The sequence below is a fragment of the Nocardia pseudovaccinii NBRC 100343 genome (genome assembly GCF_001613225.1).
In the GTDB taxonomy this organism is placed as follows: Bacteria; Actinomycetota; Actinomycetes; order Mycobacteriales; family Mycobacteriaceae; genus Nocardia; species Nocardia pseudovaccinii.
Genome location: NZ_BDBY01000043.1, coordinates 77,473 through 92,204, shown reverse-complemented (window position 1 = coordinate 92,204; position 14,732 = coordinate 77,473). Strand labels below are relative to the sequence as shown.

Below are 14,732 nucleotides of genomic sequence, written 5' to 3'. Positions count from 1 at the left end.
ACCTCGAGACCGGGGACATGATCGACTCACTGGAATTCCTAACGGTGATCCTGGACGGCCATCCCTACACCGCTGCCGACCTCAACTTCTGGGGTATCACCTTCGCCGCCGACGGCAATACCTTCTACGCCACGATGTCCACCGCCGGACACCGGTACCTCGTGGAAGGTGATATCGCGGCGAAAAGCGTACGAACCATCGCGCAGAACGTGGAATGCCCATCACTGTCCGCGGATGGCGGACGTATCGCCTTCAAGTCGGCGATCGATGGGGACCCCGCGAAGGGCTGGCGGCTGTCGGTACTGGATCTGGTGTCGGGCGCGCGGACCCCGCTGGCCGAAACCCGCAGCGTCGACGACCAGTCGGCCTGGCTGGACCCGAACACCATCGGTTACGCCATCCCGCGGGGCACCGACGACTCGGATATCTGGGCGGTCCCGGCGGATGGCTCGGGCAGTCCGCGGCTGCTCATTCCGCACGCCGAATCCCCGGCGGTATTCGGCTGACCGGAACACGGAAATCCTGACAGGCACTACTCGTTTCGGAAAGAAAATAATTCCTGATGCAATCATTGGATAATAACGAACCCGGTCCGAACGATTCCAACCCAACCGATATCGCTGACCGCGATGCAACCGAATTTATCCGCCCCCCTGACAGCGGGACCACCGATTACCGGACAAAGGTGCTCAGCGGGACGACTGATCATGCCGCTGTCGATACCGGCGACCGACGCGGTGAAAGCGGTGCCGTTGATTTCGGCGACAGTTTATCCGATGACAGTTCCGTATCCCCGGATTCCGGGCCGTCCACCCGGTTTCTCGATCTTCGTAAGCGCTTGTCGCATCTCGCGGCCGGGCACCTGCCCTATGCCGCGGCTGCCGCTGTGCTGATCGCACTCGTTATCGGAGCGGTGGCAGCCGCGGATTCGAGGCGAAACGAAAAGGCGGGCAATGTCTTGGCGTCGTCGGAGGTCTCCGAGACGTCGAGCACCGCGGATACGACCACCGAGATCGGGGCGATCAGTGACGTTGCCAGCAACTCGGAGGCGCCGAATGACGTGCCCGTTCCGGATGACACCGCAACATCGGGCAGCGAGGCGGACGCCGCTACCGACACGACCACCGGCCAGTCGACCGACACGACCACGAGCGATCCGGGCACGACGCCCCCCGACTCCGCGGCCTCGACCGCAGCGTCCAGTGTTTCTGTCAGCGCGAGTGCGAGTTTCTCGGTGCAGGCCGCCCCTCAATCGGACATGAGTCAGCCCGGCGTGGTACCCACCCAGGATCCGATCACCGCAACCACCGTTCCGGTGATCGTCGCCCCCTCCAGCACCACCATTGTCTCGACGAGCCCCGCGCCGACCGAATCGACGCCGTCGACCGGCACGGCAACAACCACCGACACCACGACAACATCGGTCCTCCCGACAACCACGACGGCTATCGGCAGGACAGCGACATCGACCAGCGCCAGGACAACCACGCCGTCCGGAAAGACGACAACCACATCGGCCCAACGCATTCCGATGACGACCACGATCACGAAGACGACCCAGAGCAAGCCGGTACCGCCACCGTCTCAGCCGACGATCGCGCATCCACCGACCACGACTCCACATCACTCGACCGCGCCCAAGCCCACGAAGGTGACCGCGAAAACGTCGCCACCCCTGCGCACCGAATAGCGAGCCGCACGCATTGGAAGACCCACTGCAACAGTGAATTTCGAGGGACGATGACGAATTCCTATCCGCTCGGCCCGCACGGTCGTGGCGTGATCACAGCGCCCGCGGCGCTGCTCGTGGCAGCGGTAGCGGCAATCCTCGCGGGATGTGGTGGCGCATCCGATCCGTTGCCGCCCCGTGCGGGTGAGCCGGTTCCGGCGATTCGGCTCGACGCGGTCGATCACCCGCTCGACCAGCTCGGTGACTGGGCTCGAGTGCGAGCCGGAAAATTCGGAATCCCGGTGCGTGCGTTGCAGGCTTATGGATATGCGACGGTGGCGATGGCGAAGGCACAGCCGACGTGCCATCTCGGCTGGGTCACCCTGGCTGGGATCGCCCGTGTGGAAAGCGATCACGCCCGATTCGGCGGTGCCACCATCGGGGCCGATGGTCTGGTGCGGCCACCGATCCGCGGAATCGCCTTGAACGGCACCGGCGGCAATGCCCTGATCGTCGACCCCAACGCCTCGGCCAGAGCCGGGCGCACGGTGTATGTCCGCGCGATGGGACCGTTTCAGTTCATCCCTGACACCTGGAAGCGCTGGGGTGTGCGCGCCACCGACTACAGCACCCTCACCAAAATCTTGGAGACCGGCAAAGTCGCGGCCACCAGCGATCTTTCGGGTAGCCCTGACAACATCGACGATGCGGCGCTGGCTGCGGGGCGCTACCTGTGCGCGGCAGGCGGTGACCTGGCCACCGCCCATGGCTGGCGGCAAGCCATCCTGGCTTACAACCACTCCACCGTCTACGTCAACCAAGTACGCAGCGCCGCAATCGGTTACGAGAGCTGACGGAGCACGGCACGGGCTGCCCTCCGGGGGCGGCCCAGCGAGATATCGGTCGGCCGTCGACACGAATTGATGCCTGAGCGCTGCGACGGTCTATCCTGCGGGTACGGCCGCGGATGATGGTGGAAAGCATCCGGGTTGCGCGAGTGGGTGAGTGATCATGAAGACGAGATCGCCGGAGACGGTGAAATGCCGCGGATGTCGCAACTGGTGGCCTTTGAGCGCGCACAATGTGTGCCATTGTTCCCAATGCCATCAGACGTTTACCGGTGAGAAGGCGGCGACGTTGCATTTGGTTGTGGATTATCGCCACAAACCGTACGTCATCTGCCGCACGCCGCAGAGCGTCGGCCTCGTTGATGCCGGCCGCGACTACCCCTGCTGGGGCTTCCCGCAGAATTAGCCGGTTCTGATCCCCCGATCCGGACTACCGGCCGGTTGTGCTTTGGTCCTGCTGGGCGAGGACGAAGGTGCCCTGGCCGTTCGGATCCAGTTCGGTGTCGAGGATCTTGTCGTCCAGGAAGGCGGCGGCTTGCTCGTCCAGGAAGATCCGTGACCCTTCCGCGGTCAGGACCTGGTCCTGCTCGGCCGGACCCGCGGCGATCGCGAGCGACATCGTCTCTGCGCCATCCGTCGTGGAGATCCGCAGCCCGGCATCCGTCGGCGTGCCGTCCGCGGAGGTGATGGTGCGAACTGCCTCGATGGCATTGGGGGTGAGCATCAGCATGTGTCTGGTTCCTTCCGCTGTCGTGGCAGTCGGCCGAGGTAAGCGGCGGACTGCATTTCCCGCGGGCTAGTCTCCAGCCCCGATCATGAGCCGGTGGCGTCCTCGGCACCGGCATCCTCCTAGCTGTAACCATGAACCGGCTCGCGCAAACTCCCTTTCCGAGCATCGCAACCGATCTCATCGCCCACACAGGAAAATCTTAACTTACTCTCAAGTCAACTTACTTCTGAGTTACGTTACTGAGAAGTAATGTCAATGGCATGACGAAAGAGGCCATGGCCTACCGAGTCCGGTCGTGTGGCGCGCCACAATTCCCGGAACTCTTCGGCGATCAATTCTGAGAGCGATCACAGATCGCACGGTTCCCGTGGCGGGATGCATTCGATCCGGGCATGCTCTCGACCGTGTATGCCGTTGCGCTGCAACAGTTTCACGCTCTCCTCTGCTGCTCGCTCTCGGTGGCGGGTCGAAACGAACTATCTGACATGTCGTTGGATCGCGCGCTCTTGTCTTCGCTTCAGGGCTTCTCGATGCGCTGAGTGGAAGGCCGGTTCGGCGGCGATCGGCATGATGTGGCCGCGGAACGCCGCGACACGGTTGGCAGCTACGGCTGATTCTGGAAAGGAGCGGGTCATGGTGGTTTCGAACCAACCGCGATCGATGGTGATGGCCGGTGGGCAACCGATCTCCGCGCCGCTGCGCGATGTGCGGGCGTTGTCCGAGCGGATCGTCGAATCGTTCGCGGGGAAGGTGGCGCCGTGCAAGATGCTGCCGACCGAGGCGGCCGGAACCGATCTCGCCTCCGTGGTCGCGATCTGCCTGGAATCGGCGAGCATGCTGCTCGACGGCGGCCTGGAGCCCAACCCTGCGGACATGGCCCGCTTGGAAAAGGCCGCTGCGGGATGGGCGCGGGAAGGGATCCCGCTCGACAGTGTCCTGCATGCGATCTTCGAAGGCTCGCGGATCGGCCACCGGCTCGTCAGCGACGCGAATTCGGCACGAGACTTCGACGGCGCCAGTTCGGCGGTGTTCGTGCTCATCGACATGCTCGACACCCTGACCACCATCGTCACCATGGCCTACGACCGGGAACTGCGCGGCGGCGGCCACGATCAGTACGCCGCGGTGCATACGCTGACCACCGCGCTGCTCAGCGGGAACCCCACCGGCGCGATGGCCAGGCACAGCGGGATAGCGATTGCGGATTCCTATGCGGTCCTGGCGATTTCGCTGTCGCCGCAGCCGGACGAGAACAGTTCGCGGATGAGTCGCGAGGTCGTCTCACGCCGTCGACTCCGCAAAGTGCAGGCCGAACTGGCGACCCGCAGTCGTCAGCAGGCATTGAGCCTGCTCAGCCTCGACGGCGGCACCATCCTGATACCGGCCGAATGCACCGACATCGATCCGGAAACGCTGATCGCGCAGCCGTCGAAGGCCGGACACGTGCTGATTACGGCCACAGCGCACACGGTTGCTACCCGCGCCATCCCCGAAATAGTCGATCAACTGCACCAACTTCTCGACGTCGCGTGCCGGCTTCGCGCCGTGCCGGGGCTGTATCGCTTCGAGGATCTGGCCCTGGAATACCAGTTGTCTCGACCAGGCCCCGGACGCGACCTGCTCGTGTCCATGCTCGATCGGCTCGACGAGTACCCCGAGCTGCTGGAAACCCTTCGCGTCCATGTCGGCAACCATTACAACCGCCGCGCCTCGGCGAAAGCCCTGTACATCCACGTCAATACCCTCGACAACCGACTCCGCCGGATCGCCGCCGTGATCGGCTTCGACCCCTGCCATCCCTCCGGGACCCCGTACATGCGGGCCGCTCTGCTGGCCCGCGAGCTCTCCGCCGACGGCGCGCGGCCGGAGGCTACGGGCTACGGGCTGCGCGCGCACCAGCTCGCCGGATGGCGGCCGGACACGGGACCATCTGCGTGAGCCGAGGTCTCAGGCGAGAGCGATCGTGAGGTCGAGTACTCGCTGCGGGTCGGTCAGATCCTCGCCGAGGATCTCGCGGATCCGATCCATTCGGTAGCGCACGGTCTGGGGGTGCAGGACCAGATAGCGGGCGACATCCTCCCGCCGCCCCTGGTGCAACAGCCAGGCATGGAGCGTCTCCTCGTATCGCGCCCGCGTGTCGGGTCGCAGGTGCGCGAACGGCTCGAGTGCCGCCGCGCGCTGACGTTCGCGAGTCCGTGGATCCGCGTGGATCACCAACGCCGCCAATACGTTCTCGGTGTCGATGGGCGACGACCCACGCTCGCAGCATCCCCACGCGCGCGCGGCGAGCGTGGCCGAGTACTGCACGTCCAGCCACGGTTGCTCGGGCCCGACGGCCGCATGGATGTCGGCGAGCCGCCGAATCAGGTCGCCGCGGGGCACTGCGGCGGTGACCGGTACCAGCAGCACGGCGAGGCCCGAGCGCGGCGAGCCGGACAGGAGGTCCTCGCCCGCCTGCAGTGTGCGATGGTCGAGAAGCGGGATGGCGTTACGCGCGTCGGCGCGCGGGAGGACGACCGCGACCATGGAGTCGGGCGCTTGCCAGCCCGCGAGTAGTGCCGTTGCCAGGACCTCCTCGCTCGCGGCGCCGAGCAGAAGTTGTTCGGCGAGCTGTTCCCGGAGTCGCTGACGCCGCTGACCGGCCGAGGCCAGCTCGTCTGCGTGGCCGCTGACGCTGGCATCGGCGAGGTTGTCGATGTAGTCGAAGTTGAGTTCCGCCAACCGCGCGATGTCGGATGTGCTCATGCCGTGGGCCTGAGACGTGGCGCTCCAGTGTCGCCAGCCGATGCGCGCCCCGAGCCGGAAGGCCGCGTTCATCGCGTCGATCGAGCGCCCGGACTGAGCTTCGAACCGCCCGAGCTCGTAGGCGGCCTGTTGCACGGCGGCGAGATCGACCGCCCTCCGGCCGGGTCGGGGACCACACGCGACGACCAGGAAACCCGCCAGCATGGTCTTGATCGCCGCCGCAGCCTGTTCGCCCAGATCGCCCGCGATCAGGTCCGCGAAAACCGGCAACTGCCGCGGCACCGTTTCGAGGATGTCCTCGGCCGTCGCGCGCAACTCGGCGTGCAGAGCGTCAGCGATATCCGTGGGGACCAGAGGCTCGCGATGCCATTCAGGATTCACACCCTCAGTATGAACTGAATGCGAGATTCACTCCGATCGGCCAAGCAATTAGCTCGTGAGAGCAGTCAAACTGTGAGGCGGGGTTTCCCTGAGGAGGAATCATGAGAATTGCAACCCGACTTCCCGGCGAGCGCACCCTCGCCGCCGGGGACGCGGACAGGATCGCCCACATTCGTGGTGCGCTGATCGAAATCGGCAACGAGTGGCGCGCCCGCCATCCCTGGCTCGCCGCACACCAGGACCAAGTCGGCCTCGGCTTCTTCCTGGTCGCCATCGCCGGTGTCCTCGGCGACGGCTACCTCTACGCGATCGGCGTACTGCCCTGGTGGGCGACGATCCTGGTAACAGGCTTCTGGCTGTCGATCCTGCACGAGCTCGAGCACGACCTCATCCATTCGATGTACTTCCGGAACAACCGTGTGGTGCACCACGTGATGATGTTCGGGGTCTGGTTCTTCCGGCCCAGCACCATCAACCCGTGGGTACGCCGCCGCCTGCACCTGCACCACCACGAGGTGTCCGGCACCGACTCCGATCTCGAGGAGCGTGCCATCACCAACGGTGAGGGCTGGGGTGCGCACCGGACGATCAGCCTGCTGGATTCGGTCCTCGGCATGTACACAAAGCCGTTCCGGACACACCACCTCGTGCGGACCTACATCGCGCACGAGGCCCGGACGCCCGAAGAAGCCCGGCACCTGGCCGCCATCAACCTCATGTCCTACTTCCCGCTCGGCGTCTTCCACTACACACTGTGGCACCTGTTCATCGGGATCAACCTCTATGAACTGTTCGCCGGACCGACGTCGATCCCGGGCGCGGGGATTCTGACTTTCCTGGCGGTCACGATCCTGGCCCCGAACGCGGTGCGCACGTTCTGCCTGCACTTCGTGAGCTCGAACATGCACTACTTCGGCGATGTCCAGGCGCACAACGTGATGCAGCAGACGCAGGTCTGGACCGCCAAGTGGCTCAAGCCGTTCCACGCATTCTGCTTCAACTTCGGTGAGACCCACGCGATCCACCACTTCCTGGTTCGTGACCCGTTCTACATCCGCGAGCTGATCAAGCGGGACTGCCAGCAGGTGCTGCGCGACAACGGTGTTCGATTCGACGACTTCGGGACGTTCCGGCGAGCGAACAGATTCGGTCTCGCTCCTACGCCGATGGAGCCCTGAGCCGATGAGCACCACTGCCACCAGCCAGCTGTGGGTCTGCGTCCGCTGCGGAATGGTCTACGACCCTGCCGAAGGCGACCCGGACGGCGGGATCGCCGCGGGCACCGCCTTCGATGACATTCCCGACGATTGGGTCTGCCCGGTCTGCGGTGCCCGCAAGGTCGACTTCGTCCCGTGGGAGGACTGATCGCATGACCGGGTTGCCCGAGGACTGCGAGGTCGACATCCTGCTGATCGGGGGCGGCGTGGCCGCCGCTGGAGCTGCGGAGGAGTTGCGCCGTCAAGGCTTCCGCGGCAGCATCGCGCTGGCGACCAGGGAGAGCGATCCGCCGTACTACCGCTTCTATCTGACGAAAGACTATCTGCGCGGCGGCATCGCTCCCGACGACCTCGCCGTCCACTCCCCGGAATGGTGGCTCGACAACAACGTCCAGCTCTGGCTTCGCGCTCCCGTCCAAGCCATCGATCTCCAGACCGGGACCGCTCGCATCGGCCGCCGCTCGGTGCGCTGGGGAAAAGCCTTGCTGGCCACCGGCGCCAACGTGCGATTGCTCGATTGCCCGGGCGCCGGGCTGCATGGAGTGCACTATCTGCGCACCACATGGAACGCCGACGACCTCCGCAAAGACCTGCAGATCGCGCGCGATGCCGTGGTCATCGGCGGCTCCTTCATTGCCGCCGAGACCGCCGCGTCGATTGCCGCGCTCGGGGTCCGCACATCCATGGTCTTCCCCGAGTCGGCGCCGCTGGCGCGTTCACTCGGTGGGGCAGTGGGCAGCATCGTGGCAGATGAGCTGTCCCGATTGGGTGTCACCATCCGCGGGGGCAGCATCGTGGAGTCGCTGCGCGGCGACGAGCGGGTCCGCACAGTTGTCCTGGCCGACGGCGCGGAGCTCCGCGCCGATGTCGTTGTGGTCGGCGTCGGTGCGCGGCCTGAGGTCACGCTCGCGAAGCGTTCCGGCCTGCCGCTGGGCACGACCGGCGGTGTCCGATGCGACGCGACGCTGCGCACCGGTCACGAAAACGTCTGGGCCGCAGGCGATGTATGCGAGTTCGACAGCATCCGCCACGGTCGTCGCGTCAGAATCGAACACGACCGGGTCGCCGCCGCGCAGGGCAGGCACGCGGCGCGGGCAATGCTGGGTTCCGACGCCCCGTTCGACACCTGCCTGTACTTCTGGACAACGATCGGCGCGGACCTCCACATCGATGTCCTGGCGTTGGACGCCCCTGGGCACGAGGTGACGCCGCTCGATCTGACAGCGCATCGGGATCTCGTTCTGCGGCAGCGAAAGAGATTCGGTCGAACCGGCGGGCCCGAACCGGCGGCCTTCCGATACGGCGCGGGTGGGGAGACGATCGGCTACGCATCGATCAACGGCGCCTTGTCGCTGCGGGCAGTACAGCGTGATCTGACCAGCGTCCCCGATGCCTCATCCGAAGGCAGTCACCTTCTCCTGGAGGAGAAATCATGACCATGTCGGTTGGATGGCGGACGCTGAGTCGGCATGATCTGGCTCGATTGGCCGGTTCCGATGAGTTCGAGCGGTACGACAGGTTTCCGCAGGGGCGGGTGCTCGACGTGCGGTCGGCCGATGGGACGTCGATCCATACCGAGGTATTCGGACCGGAAAACGGCTATCCGATCGTGCTGTCACACGGAATATGTTGCGGGATTCGCTTCTGGGCCAATCAGATCGCCGTGCTGTCGACCGAGTATCGGGTCATCGCGTTCGATCATCGCGGTCACGGCCGCAGCGGGCGACCGGCGCGCGGCGGGTGGACCGTGCCGCACCTTGGCGACGATCTCGCCGCAGTGCTGCGGACGGCGCTCGGTCCAAGCGAGCGGGCGCTCATTGTGGGACATTCCATGGGCGGCATCGCGATTCAGGCGTGGGCGCATCGCTATCCCGATGATGTCGCGCGCCGCGCGGATTCGATCGCACTGATCAACTCGACTCCCGGCGATATCGGAACGGGTGTGGCCGCGACGATTTCCGGTGGCCGCCTGCGAAAACCGCTGTCGACGCTGGTGGATCGGCTCGCGCCCATCGCGCTGAAGACACTCGGCGGCATCCCGGTACCCGCCCGGTTGCTCCGGCGGATGGGGCTGATCTCGCCGATCGCGATCGGCCGCGCGGCTGCTCCGGCCGCGCGGGCGCTGGTTCAAGAGCTGGTGCTGACGACCCTGCCACCTACTCGCGGCAGATTGTTCCGCACGTTGCTCGCACTGCGTGACGGTCAGTTCGATGCCTCGCGGCTGACCGCGCCGACGCTGGTGATCGGCAGTACCGACGACCAGCTGCTCGGCTTCGCCGCATCCGAGCGTTTGGCGTCGCGATTCCCGAATTCGCTCGGCTTGGTCGTACTTCCCGGCGGCCACTGCGCGCCGCTCGAACAGCCGATGGCGGTCAGCGCCGCACTGTGGAGGCTGACCGGCCTCCGCGGTAAGGCATGTGGATGACCGCCGTCTCGTCGCTGCGCACACTGGGACGCCTGGTGGATCTGTTCGGGCAGGCGGTCGGCGGCGCGGTCGTCGACATCGCGCGGATGCGGTTCAAATGGTCGGAGGCATTGCGGCAGAGTTGGTTCTTCGTCACCACGACTGCGATTCCGGCCATTCTGATGGCGATTCCGTTCGGCGTGATCGTGTCGGTGCAGGTGGGCAATCTGATACATCAGATCGGCGCCGATTCGCTGCTGGGCGCTACGGGTGGTCTCGGCGTCATCAAACAGGGTGCGCCAACGGCCACGGGACTGCTGCTCGGCGGCGCGGCGGCCTCGGCCATCGCGGCCGATCTGGGGGCGCGCACGATCCGCGACGAGATCGATGCCCTGCGGGTAATGGGCATTGATCCCGTTCGCCGCCTGGTGATTCCGCGGTTGGTGGCCATGGTGGTGGTTGCTCCGCTGGTAAACATCCTGATCATGTTCATGGGCATCCTGGCGGGCTATCTGGTCGCGGTGACCGCTCAGGGTGTTACCTCCGGCAGCTACTGGCTGACCTTCGGCTCGTTCACTGTCGTCGCGGATGTGGCTGTGTCGCTGGGCAAGTCGGTGCTGTTCGGGTTGATCGTCGTGACTGTTGCGTGTCAGCGCGGGCTGGAGGCCAAGGGCGGCCCACGCGGTGTGGCCGACGGCGTGAACGCGGCGGTGGTGCTCTCGGTGCTGGGGATCGTGGTCGCCAATGTGGCGCTCACCCAGCTGACCGCCATGTTCCTGCCGGTGAGGTTGGCCTGATGGTGGCGACCGAGTACTCCCCGAAAGGACTGCGCTGGCTCTTCCACGCGGCCCGGTCACGGCAGCGGGTCTGGACTCCGCTGGAGAACTTCGGCTTCGTGCTCGGGTTCGTCTGGCAGGTATTCCGGTCCATCCCGCTGACGTCGAGCCACTACGGCACGCAGACCATGCGGGTCATCACCGATATGACCTGGGGCCGCGGTTCGGTGATCGTCGGTGGTGGCACGGTGCCCATGCTGGCAGTGCTCGGCATCGCCATGGGCGTGGGGGTGGGCATCGAATCCTTCGCCACCCTGGACATGCTGGGCATGGGGCCACTGACCGGTATCGTCTCCTCCTTCGCCAACACCCGGGAACTCGCGCCCATCGCCGCGGGCATCGGATTCGCCGCGCAGGCCGGCTGCCGCATGACCGCCGAGATCGGGTCCATGCGCATCGCCGAGGAGATCGACGCCATCGAATCCCTTGGCCTGCGGTCGATTCCGCTCGTAGTGACCACCCGGGTGATCGCCGGGGCGGTAGCGATCGTGCCGACCTTCCTGGTCGCGCTGATCCTGGCCTATCTGTCCTGCCAGATGGTGGTGGTGACGCTGCACGGTCAGTCTCCCGGTGTCTACGACCACTACTTCTTCCAGTTCGTCTCCGGCTGGGACATGGTCGCGGCGGTGATCAAGGTGGTGGTGTTCACCACCGCGGTCATTCTGATCCATTGCTATCAGGGCTTTTTCGCGACCGGCGGCCCCGAAGGGGTTGGCATCGCCTGCGGGCGGGCGGTGCGGGCGAGCTTCGTCGCCATCATCGCCCTCGACATGGTGTTGTCCATCGCGCTGTGGGGCTTGCACTCCTCGATCGAATTCACGGGATAAGGGGCATGGCGATTTACGGAATGCCCGGCGTGGCAATGGATTCGCGAACATCACGCCGCACCGGTGTGACTGCCGCGGTGATTGTCGCGGTCGCGCTGATCGCGTGGACCTGCTGCCGGTGCCTGCGGACCGATGACATCCTGCGCGTGCAGGTGGTCGCCGAGCAACTGGGCGACGGCATCGTCACCGGATCGGATGTGCGGCTGGACGGCCTGAAGGTGGGCTCGGTGGAGTCCATCCACAGTGCCGGGCCCGGTCGGCTGCGAATGATCCTGGCGCTGAATCAATCCCGCATGCCCGGGGTCACCGATTCGCTGTCCCTACTGGCGGCGCCCGGCAATCTGTTCGGCATCAGTGAACTCGATATCGAGCGCGGGGCGGGCGGACGTCCGTTGCACTCCGGCGCGGTGATCGAACTGACCGCCGGTGCGGCCGACCGGATGTCCGACGCCACCATGGGGGCGCTGCTGCGGCAGCTGAGCCAGACCGCCAACCAGGTGGTGACGCCCGAACTGGCCGATACGTTGCGGCAGGTGAGTACCGCCTCGAAGGCCTTCACACCGATTTTGGAGGCCATGGTGACCACCGCTCGCAGCATCGCCGACACTCAGCGGTACGCCCCGTCCTATCTGATCGGGGAATACGCCGCGACACTGGCCGGGCTGCCACCCTTCCTGACCGGCACCATCCAGCTCTTCGACAACCTGAACCACATCGAGGCACTGCGCACCGATCGAGCGGCCTTCGACAAGACGGTCGCCGCGATCGCCAACGATCTGCTTCCGGGGGCCGCACGCACCAGCTCGACCGCGCAGCAATATCTGAACCAGTACGTCGACTACCTGGTTCCTCTCTTTGCAGCCCTGAGCAGCACGGTATCCACACCGCAACAGTCGGGTGCGGATCTGCGCGAACTGCTCACCCGGCTGGGGGCGGCCATGACCGACGGCCCGGACGGCCCGACGCTGAATCTGAAGGTCACGCTCAGTGGAGTGCCGGTGCTGTCGACGATCCTGCTCGGCCAGGCCGCAGAGGTGGGCCGATGAAAAGCTTGCGCTCGATCGCCTGGCGCATGCTGGCGTTCACACTCCTCATGGCCGTGCTGCTGATCGTTATCGTGCAGGCCATCGAACGCCCCGTCGCCGATGCCGACATCACCTACACGGCCGTGTTCACCGACGCCAACGGGCTGAAGACCGGTGACGACGTGCGCATGTTCGGCGTGCAGGTCGGCAAGGTGAGCGGAATCGAGCTGGACGAGGACTTTCGGGCGCGGGTGCGTTTCACCGTCCAGGCGGGCCATCCGGTGTACCGGACCAGCACTATCGCGATTCGCTTCCAGACCCTCGTCGGCCAGCGGTATATCGATGTGCGGCAACCGAATTCGGCAGGCAAGCCGCAACCGCCCGGTGCGGTCGTCGGAATCGAACGCACCCTCGGATCATTCGATATCACCGCGCTGTTCAACGGGCTGCAGCCGGTGCTGGCCGAACTGTCGCCCGCCGCGGTGAACCACTTCACCGAAACGATTCTGGCGGTGCTGGACGGAAACGGCACCGGGATCGGCCCCGCACTCGAGGCCATCGAACGGGTGTCGTCCTATGTGCGTGACCGGCAATCGGTATTGGCGGTGCTGGTCGCGAATCTACGGCAGCTCGCCGACCGCCTCGACGGGCGCTCGGGCAACGCGATGACCCTGCTCGAAGGGATCGACGATGTGTTCAACGCCCTGCAGCAGAAGTTGGACGGTCTGGTGGATTTCGTCGAGACCGCGCCATCGGTGCTGACCCCGATCGACAGCCTCGCGGCCACACTCGGACTGACACCCGACAGCAATCCGGATCTCGAGCAGGCCGTGCGGACGGCCTTTCCGGACCCGCACGTCGCCGCCGATGTCCTCGGTCGGTTGCCCGCGTTGCTGCAATCCCTCGACGCGATGATTCCCCGCACCGGCCAGGAGGTGAACCGGATATGTTCTCATGGCAACGCCGACGTCCCAGGCACACTGGCGATTCTGTTGAACGGACAGCGGATCTCGTTGTGCAAGCGATGAATTCACGGCGGCGCGGACTCGCGCGACTGCGCGGTGCGGCCGCGCCCGGCGATACCCGGCGGCGAGAACTCCGGCTCGGTCTGCTGGGCTTGGGGGCGGTCGTGGTGCTGGTCGCCGTGTCAGCGGTGACCTATGCACTGCCGCTCGGCAAGCAGACCTATCGCGCCGATCTGTCCGAGGCCGGGTCGATCAGGGTGGGTGACAGTGTGCGCGTGGCAGGCATTCCGGTCGGCACTGTACGCGGGCTGGAACTGCTGGCCGATCGGGTGCGCTTGAGTTTCACCGTCGACAGCGACGTCTTCATCGGTGATGCCACCACCCTCGACGTCCGGATGCTGACCGCCATCGGCGGCCATTATCTGGCGGTGCTCCCGGCGGGCCGAAAGCCATTGGGGGACAAGGTCATCGAGAGCGATAGGGTGCGCCTGCCCTACAGCCTCATGCAGGTCTTCCAGGACGCTGCCAGCCCGGTCGGGGCGATCGACGGCAACACCCTGCGCGAGAATTTCGCCGCGCTCGGATCGGCCATCTCGACCAGCCCGGATGGCGTCCGCCGCCTGGGGCAGGCCATGGATTCCCTGGTGGGCATCATGAACAGCCAGCGCGAGGACATCTCGCGAGTGCTGGCGGTGGCCGACGAGTACATGAGCGCCGCCGATCAGAACAAGCAGCGGATCTTCCATCTCCTCGCCTCGCTGCGGCGAGTCGAGGACGTCATCTTCACCGAGAATCACGAAATCATGGCAGGTCTGTCCATCACGAATCAGTTCCTGGCACGCCTGACCGCCCTGCGCCCGGTGTGGGACCAGACTCTCGAACCCCTGGCGAGCGGGGTCGCCGAGCTGATACCGGAACTACGCGGGCTGGCTGACGGCACCGGTTCGGCACTGGCCACGATCCAGAACGCGCTCGAACGGCTGCGACAGCTGACCACTCCGCAGGGCGCGGTTGCCATCGACCAGTCCGCACAGGTCCTCGACACCGGCACGATCTGCATTCCACTGCCGGGAGCGGGGTGCTGA

Annotated in this window: 17 protein-coding genes; 13 read left to right on the top strand and 4 right to left on the bottom strand. The window is 65.7% G+C overall.

The window, feature by feature from the left end; all coding sequences use genetic code 11:
- Positions 1-506 (top strand): TolB-like translocation protein (locus tag NP3_RS06075; RefSeq protein ID WP_507762161.1); only part of this gene is annotated, 506 nt, incomplete at its 5' end.
- Between the two features lie 361 nt (positions 507-867).
- Here NP3_RS06075 and NP3_RS06070 read toward each other — a convergent pair.
- Both NP3_RS06070 and NP3_RS06065 read right to left on the bottom strand, forming a co-directional pair.
- Positions 868-1,164, bottom strand: a complete 297-nt coding sequence (locus tag NP3_RS06070; protein WP_063038625.1) for a hypothetical protein — start codon at positions 1,162-1,164, stop codon at positions 868-870.
- Between the two features lie 99 nt (positions 1,165-1,263).
- On the bottom strand, positions 1,264-1,566 hold the full coding sequence (locus NP3_RS06065; RefSeq protein ID WP_063038623.1) for a hypothetical protein: 303 nt from the start codon (positions 1,564-1,566) through the stop codon (positions 1,264-1,266).
- A 174-nt stretch (positions 1,567-1,740) separates the two neighbouring features.
- Between NP3_RS06065 and NP3_RS06060 the strand changes: the two genes are divergently transcribed.
- Together NP3_RS06060 and NP3_RS51790 are read left to right on the top strand one after the other, a co-directional pair.
- Positions 1,741-2,523: a lysozyme family protein gene (locus NP3_RS06060; RefSeq protein ID WP_063038621.1), complete on the top strand. Its 783-nt coding sequence runs from the start codon at positions 1,741-1,743 to the stop codon at positions 2,521-2,523.
- A 157-nt stretch (positions 2,524-2,680) separates the two neighbouring features.
- Entirely contained in the window at positions 2,681-2,923 is a 243-nt protein-coding gene (locus NP3_RS51790) for an FDXHR family putative zinc-binding protein (RefSeq protein ID WP_444980779.1), read from the top strand.
- 24 nt (positions 2,924-2,947) lie between these two features.
- Here the strand turns inward: NP3_RS51790 and NP3_RS06055 are convergent, their stop codons facing one another.
- Positions 2,948-3,247: a hypothetical protein gene (locus tag NP3_RS06055; protein ID WP_063038619.1), complete on the bottom strand. Its 300-nt coding sequence runs from the start codon at positions 3,245-3,247 to the stop codon at positions 2,948-2,950.
- Between the two features lie 633 nt (positions 3,248-3,880).
- Here NP3_RS06055 and NP3_RS06050 point away from each other — a divergent pair.
- Positions 3,881-5,185 (top strand): PucR family transcriptional regulator, encoded by a 1,305-nt coding sequence (locus tag NP3_RS06050; protein WP_084508249.1) that lies wholly within the window; start codon positions 3,881-3,883, stop codon positions 5,183-5,185.
- Between the two features lie 9 nt (positions 5,186-5,194).
- On the opposite strand, the gene NP3_RS06045 is transcribed toward NP3_RS06050, so the two are convergent.
- Positions 5,195-6,373, bottom strand: coding sequence for a PucR family transcriptional regulator (locus tag NP3_RS06045; RefSeq protein WP_063038617.1), 1,179 nt, complete (start codon positions 6,371-6,373; stop codon positions 5,195-5,197).
- Positions 6,374-6,474: 101 nt separating this feature from the next.
- Here NP3_RS06045 and NP3_RS06040 point away from each other — a divergent pair, with 101 nt between their 5' ends.
- From NP3_RS06040 to NP3_RS06000, 9 genes are read left to right on the top strand one after another with little or no spacing between them, the layout of a single operon-like run.
- Complete coding sequence (locus tag NP3_RS06040) at positions 6,475-7,551, top strand: fatty acid desaturase (RefSeq protein ID WP_063038615.1); 1,077 nt, start codon at positions 6,475-6,477, stop codon at positions 7,549-7,551.
- 4 nt (positions 7,552-7,555) lie between these two features.
- The gene (locus tag NP3_RS06035) at positions 7,556-7,738 is read left to right on the top strand and encodes a rubredoxin (RefSeq protein ID WP_063038613.1); all 183 of its coding nucleotides are present in this window, start codon (positions 7,556-7,558) and stop codon (positions 7,736-7,738) included.
- 4 nt (positions 7,739-7,742) lie between these two features.
- Positions 7,743-9,026, top strand: coding sequence for an NAD(P)/FAD-dependent oxidoreductase (locus NP3_RS06030; RefSeq protein ID WP_063038611.1), 1,284 nt, complete (start codon positions 7,743-7,745; stop codon positions 9,024-9,026).
- On the top strand, positions 9,023-10,015 hold the full coding sequence (locus NP3_RS06025; protein ID WP_245720837.1) for an alpha/beta fold hydrolase: 993 nt from the start codon (positions 9,023-9,025) through the stop codon (positions 10,013-10,015). Before NP3_RS06030 ends, NP3_RS06025 begins: the two co-directional genes overlap by 4 nt.
- Positions 10,012-10,791, top strand: coding sequence for an MlaE family ABC transporter permease (locus NP3_RS06020; protein ID WP_245720836.1), 780 nt, complete (start codon positions 10,012-10,014; stop codon positions 10,789-10,791). The genes NP3_RS06025 and NP3_RS06020 overlap by 4 nt, the downstream gene beginning before the upstream one ends.
- Positions 10,791-11,657, top strand: coding sequence for an ABC transporter permease (locus NP3_RS06015; protein WP_063038606.1), 867 nt, complete (start codon positions 10,791-10,793; stop codon positions 11,655-11,657). The genes NP3_RS06020 and NP3_RS06015 overlap by 1 nt, the downstream gene beginning before the upstream one ends.
- 5 nt (positions 11,658-11,662) lie before the next feature.
- Positions 11,663-12,703, top strand: a complete 1,041-nt coding sequence (locus NP3_RS06010) for an MlaD family protein (RefSeq protein ID WP_063038604.1) — start codon at positions 11,663-11,665, stop codon at positions 12,701-12,703.
- Positions 12,700-13,710 (top strand): MlaD family protein, encoded by a 1,011-nt coding sequence (locus tag NP3_RS06005; protein WP_063038602.1) that lies wholly within the window; start codon positions 12,700-12,702, stop codon positions 13,708-13,710. The genes NP3_RS06010 and NP3_RS06005 overlap by 4 nt, the downstream gene beginning before the upstream one ends.
- Complete coding sequence (locus NP3_RS06000; protein ID WP_063038600.1) at positions 13,707-14,732, top strand: MlaD family protein; 1,026 nt, start codon at positions 13,707-13,709, stop codon at positions 14,730-14,732. The genes NP3_RS06005 and NP3_RS06000 overlap by 4 nt, the downstream gene beginning before the upstream one ends.

Bases quoted from the DNA above. Each gene is read 5' to 3' on its own strand.
- NP3_RS06055 (WP_063038619.1), bottom strand. From the start codon at position 3,247: ATGCTGATGCTCACCCCCAATGCCATCGAGGCAGTTCGCACCATCACC.
- NP3_RS06040 (WP_063038615.1), top strand. From the start codon at position 6,475: ATGAGAATTGCAACCCGACTTCCCGGCGAGCGCACCCTCGCCGCCGGG.
- NP3_RS06020 (WP_245720836.1), top strand. From the start codon at position 10,012: ATGACCGCCGTCTCGTCGCTGCGCACACTGGGACGCCTGGTGGATCTG.
- NP3_RS06000 (WP_063038600.1), top strand. From the start codon at position 13,707: ATGAATTCACGGCGGCGCGGACTCGCGCGACTGCGCGGTGCGGCCGCG.
- NP3_RS06015 (WP_063038606.1), top strand. From the start codon at position 10,791: ATGGTGGCGACCGAGTACTCCCCGAAAGGACTGCGCTGGCTCTTCCAC.
- NP3_RS51790 (WP_444980779.1), top strand. From the start codon at position 2,681: ATGAAGACGAGATCGCCGGAGACGGTGAAATGCCGCGGATGTCGCAAC.
- NP3_RS06005 (WP_063038602.1), top strand. From the start codon at position 12,700: ATGAAAAGCTTGCGCTCGATCGCCTGGCGCATGCTGGCGTTCACACTC.
- NP3_RS06060 (WP_063038621.1), top strand. From the start codon at position 1,741: ATGACGAATTCCTATCCGCTCGGCCCGCACGGTCGTGGCGTGATCACA.
- NP3_RS06030 (WP_063038611.1), top strand. From the start codon at position 7,743: ATGACCGGGTTGCCCGAGGACTGCGAGGTCGACATCCTGCTGATCGGG.
- NP3_RS06050 (WP_084508249.1), top strand. From the start codon at position 3,881: ATGGTGGTTTCGAACCAACCGCGATCGATGGTGATGGCCGGTGGGCAA.
- NP3_RS06010 (WP_063038604.1), top strand. From the start codon at position 11,663: ATGGCGATTTACGGAATGCCCGGCGTGGCAATGGATTCGCGAACATCA.
- NP3_RS06025 (WP_245720837.1), top strand. From the start codon at position 9,023: ATGACCATGTCGGTTGGATGGCGGACGCTGAGTCGGCATGATCTGGCT.
- NP3_RS06035 (WP_063038613.1), top strand. From the start codon at position 7,556: ATGAGCACCACTGCCACCAGCCAGCTGTGGGTCTGCGTCCGCTGCGGA.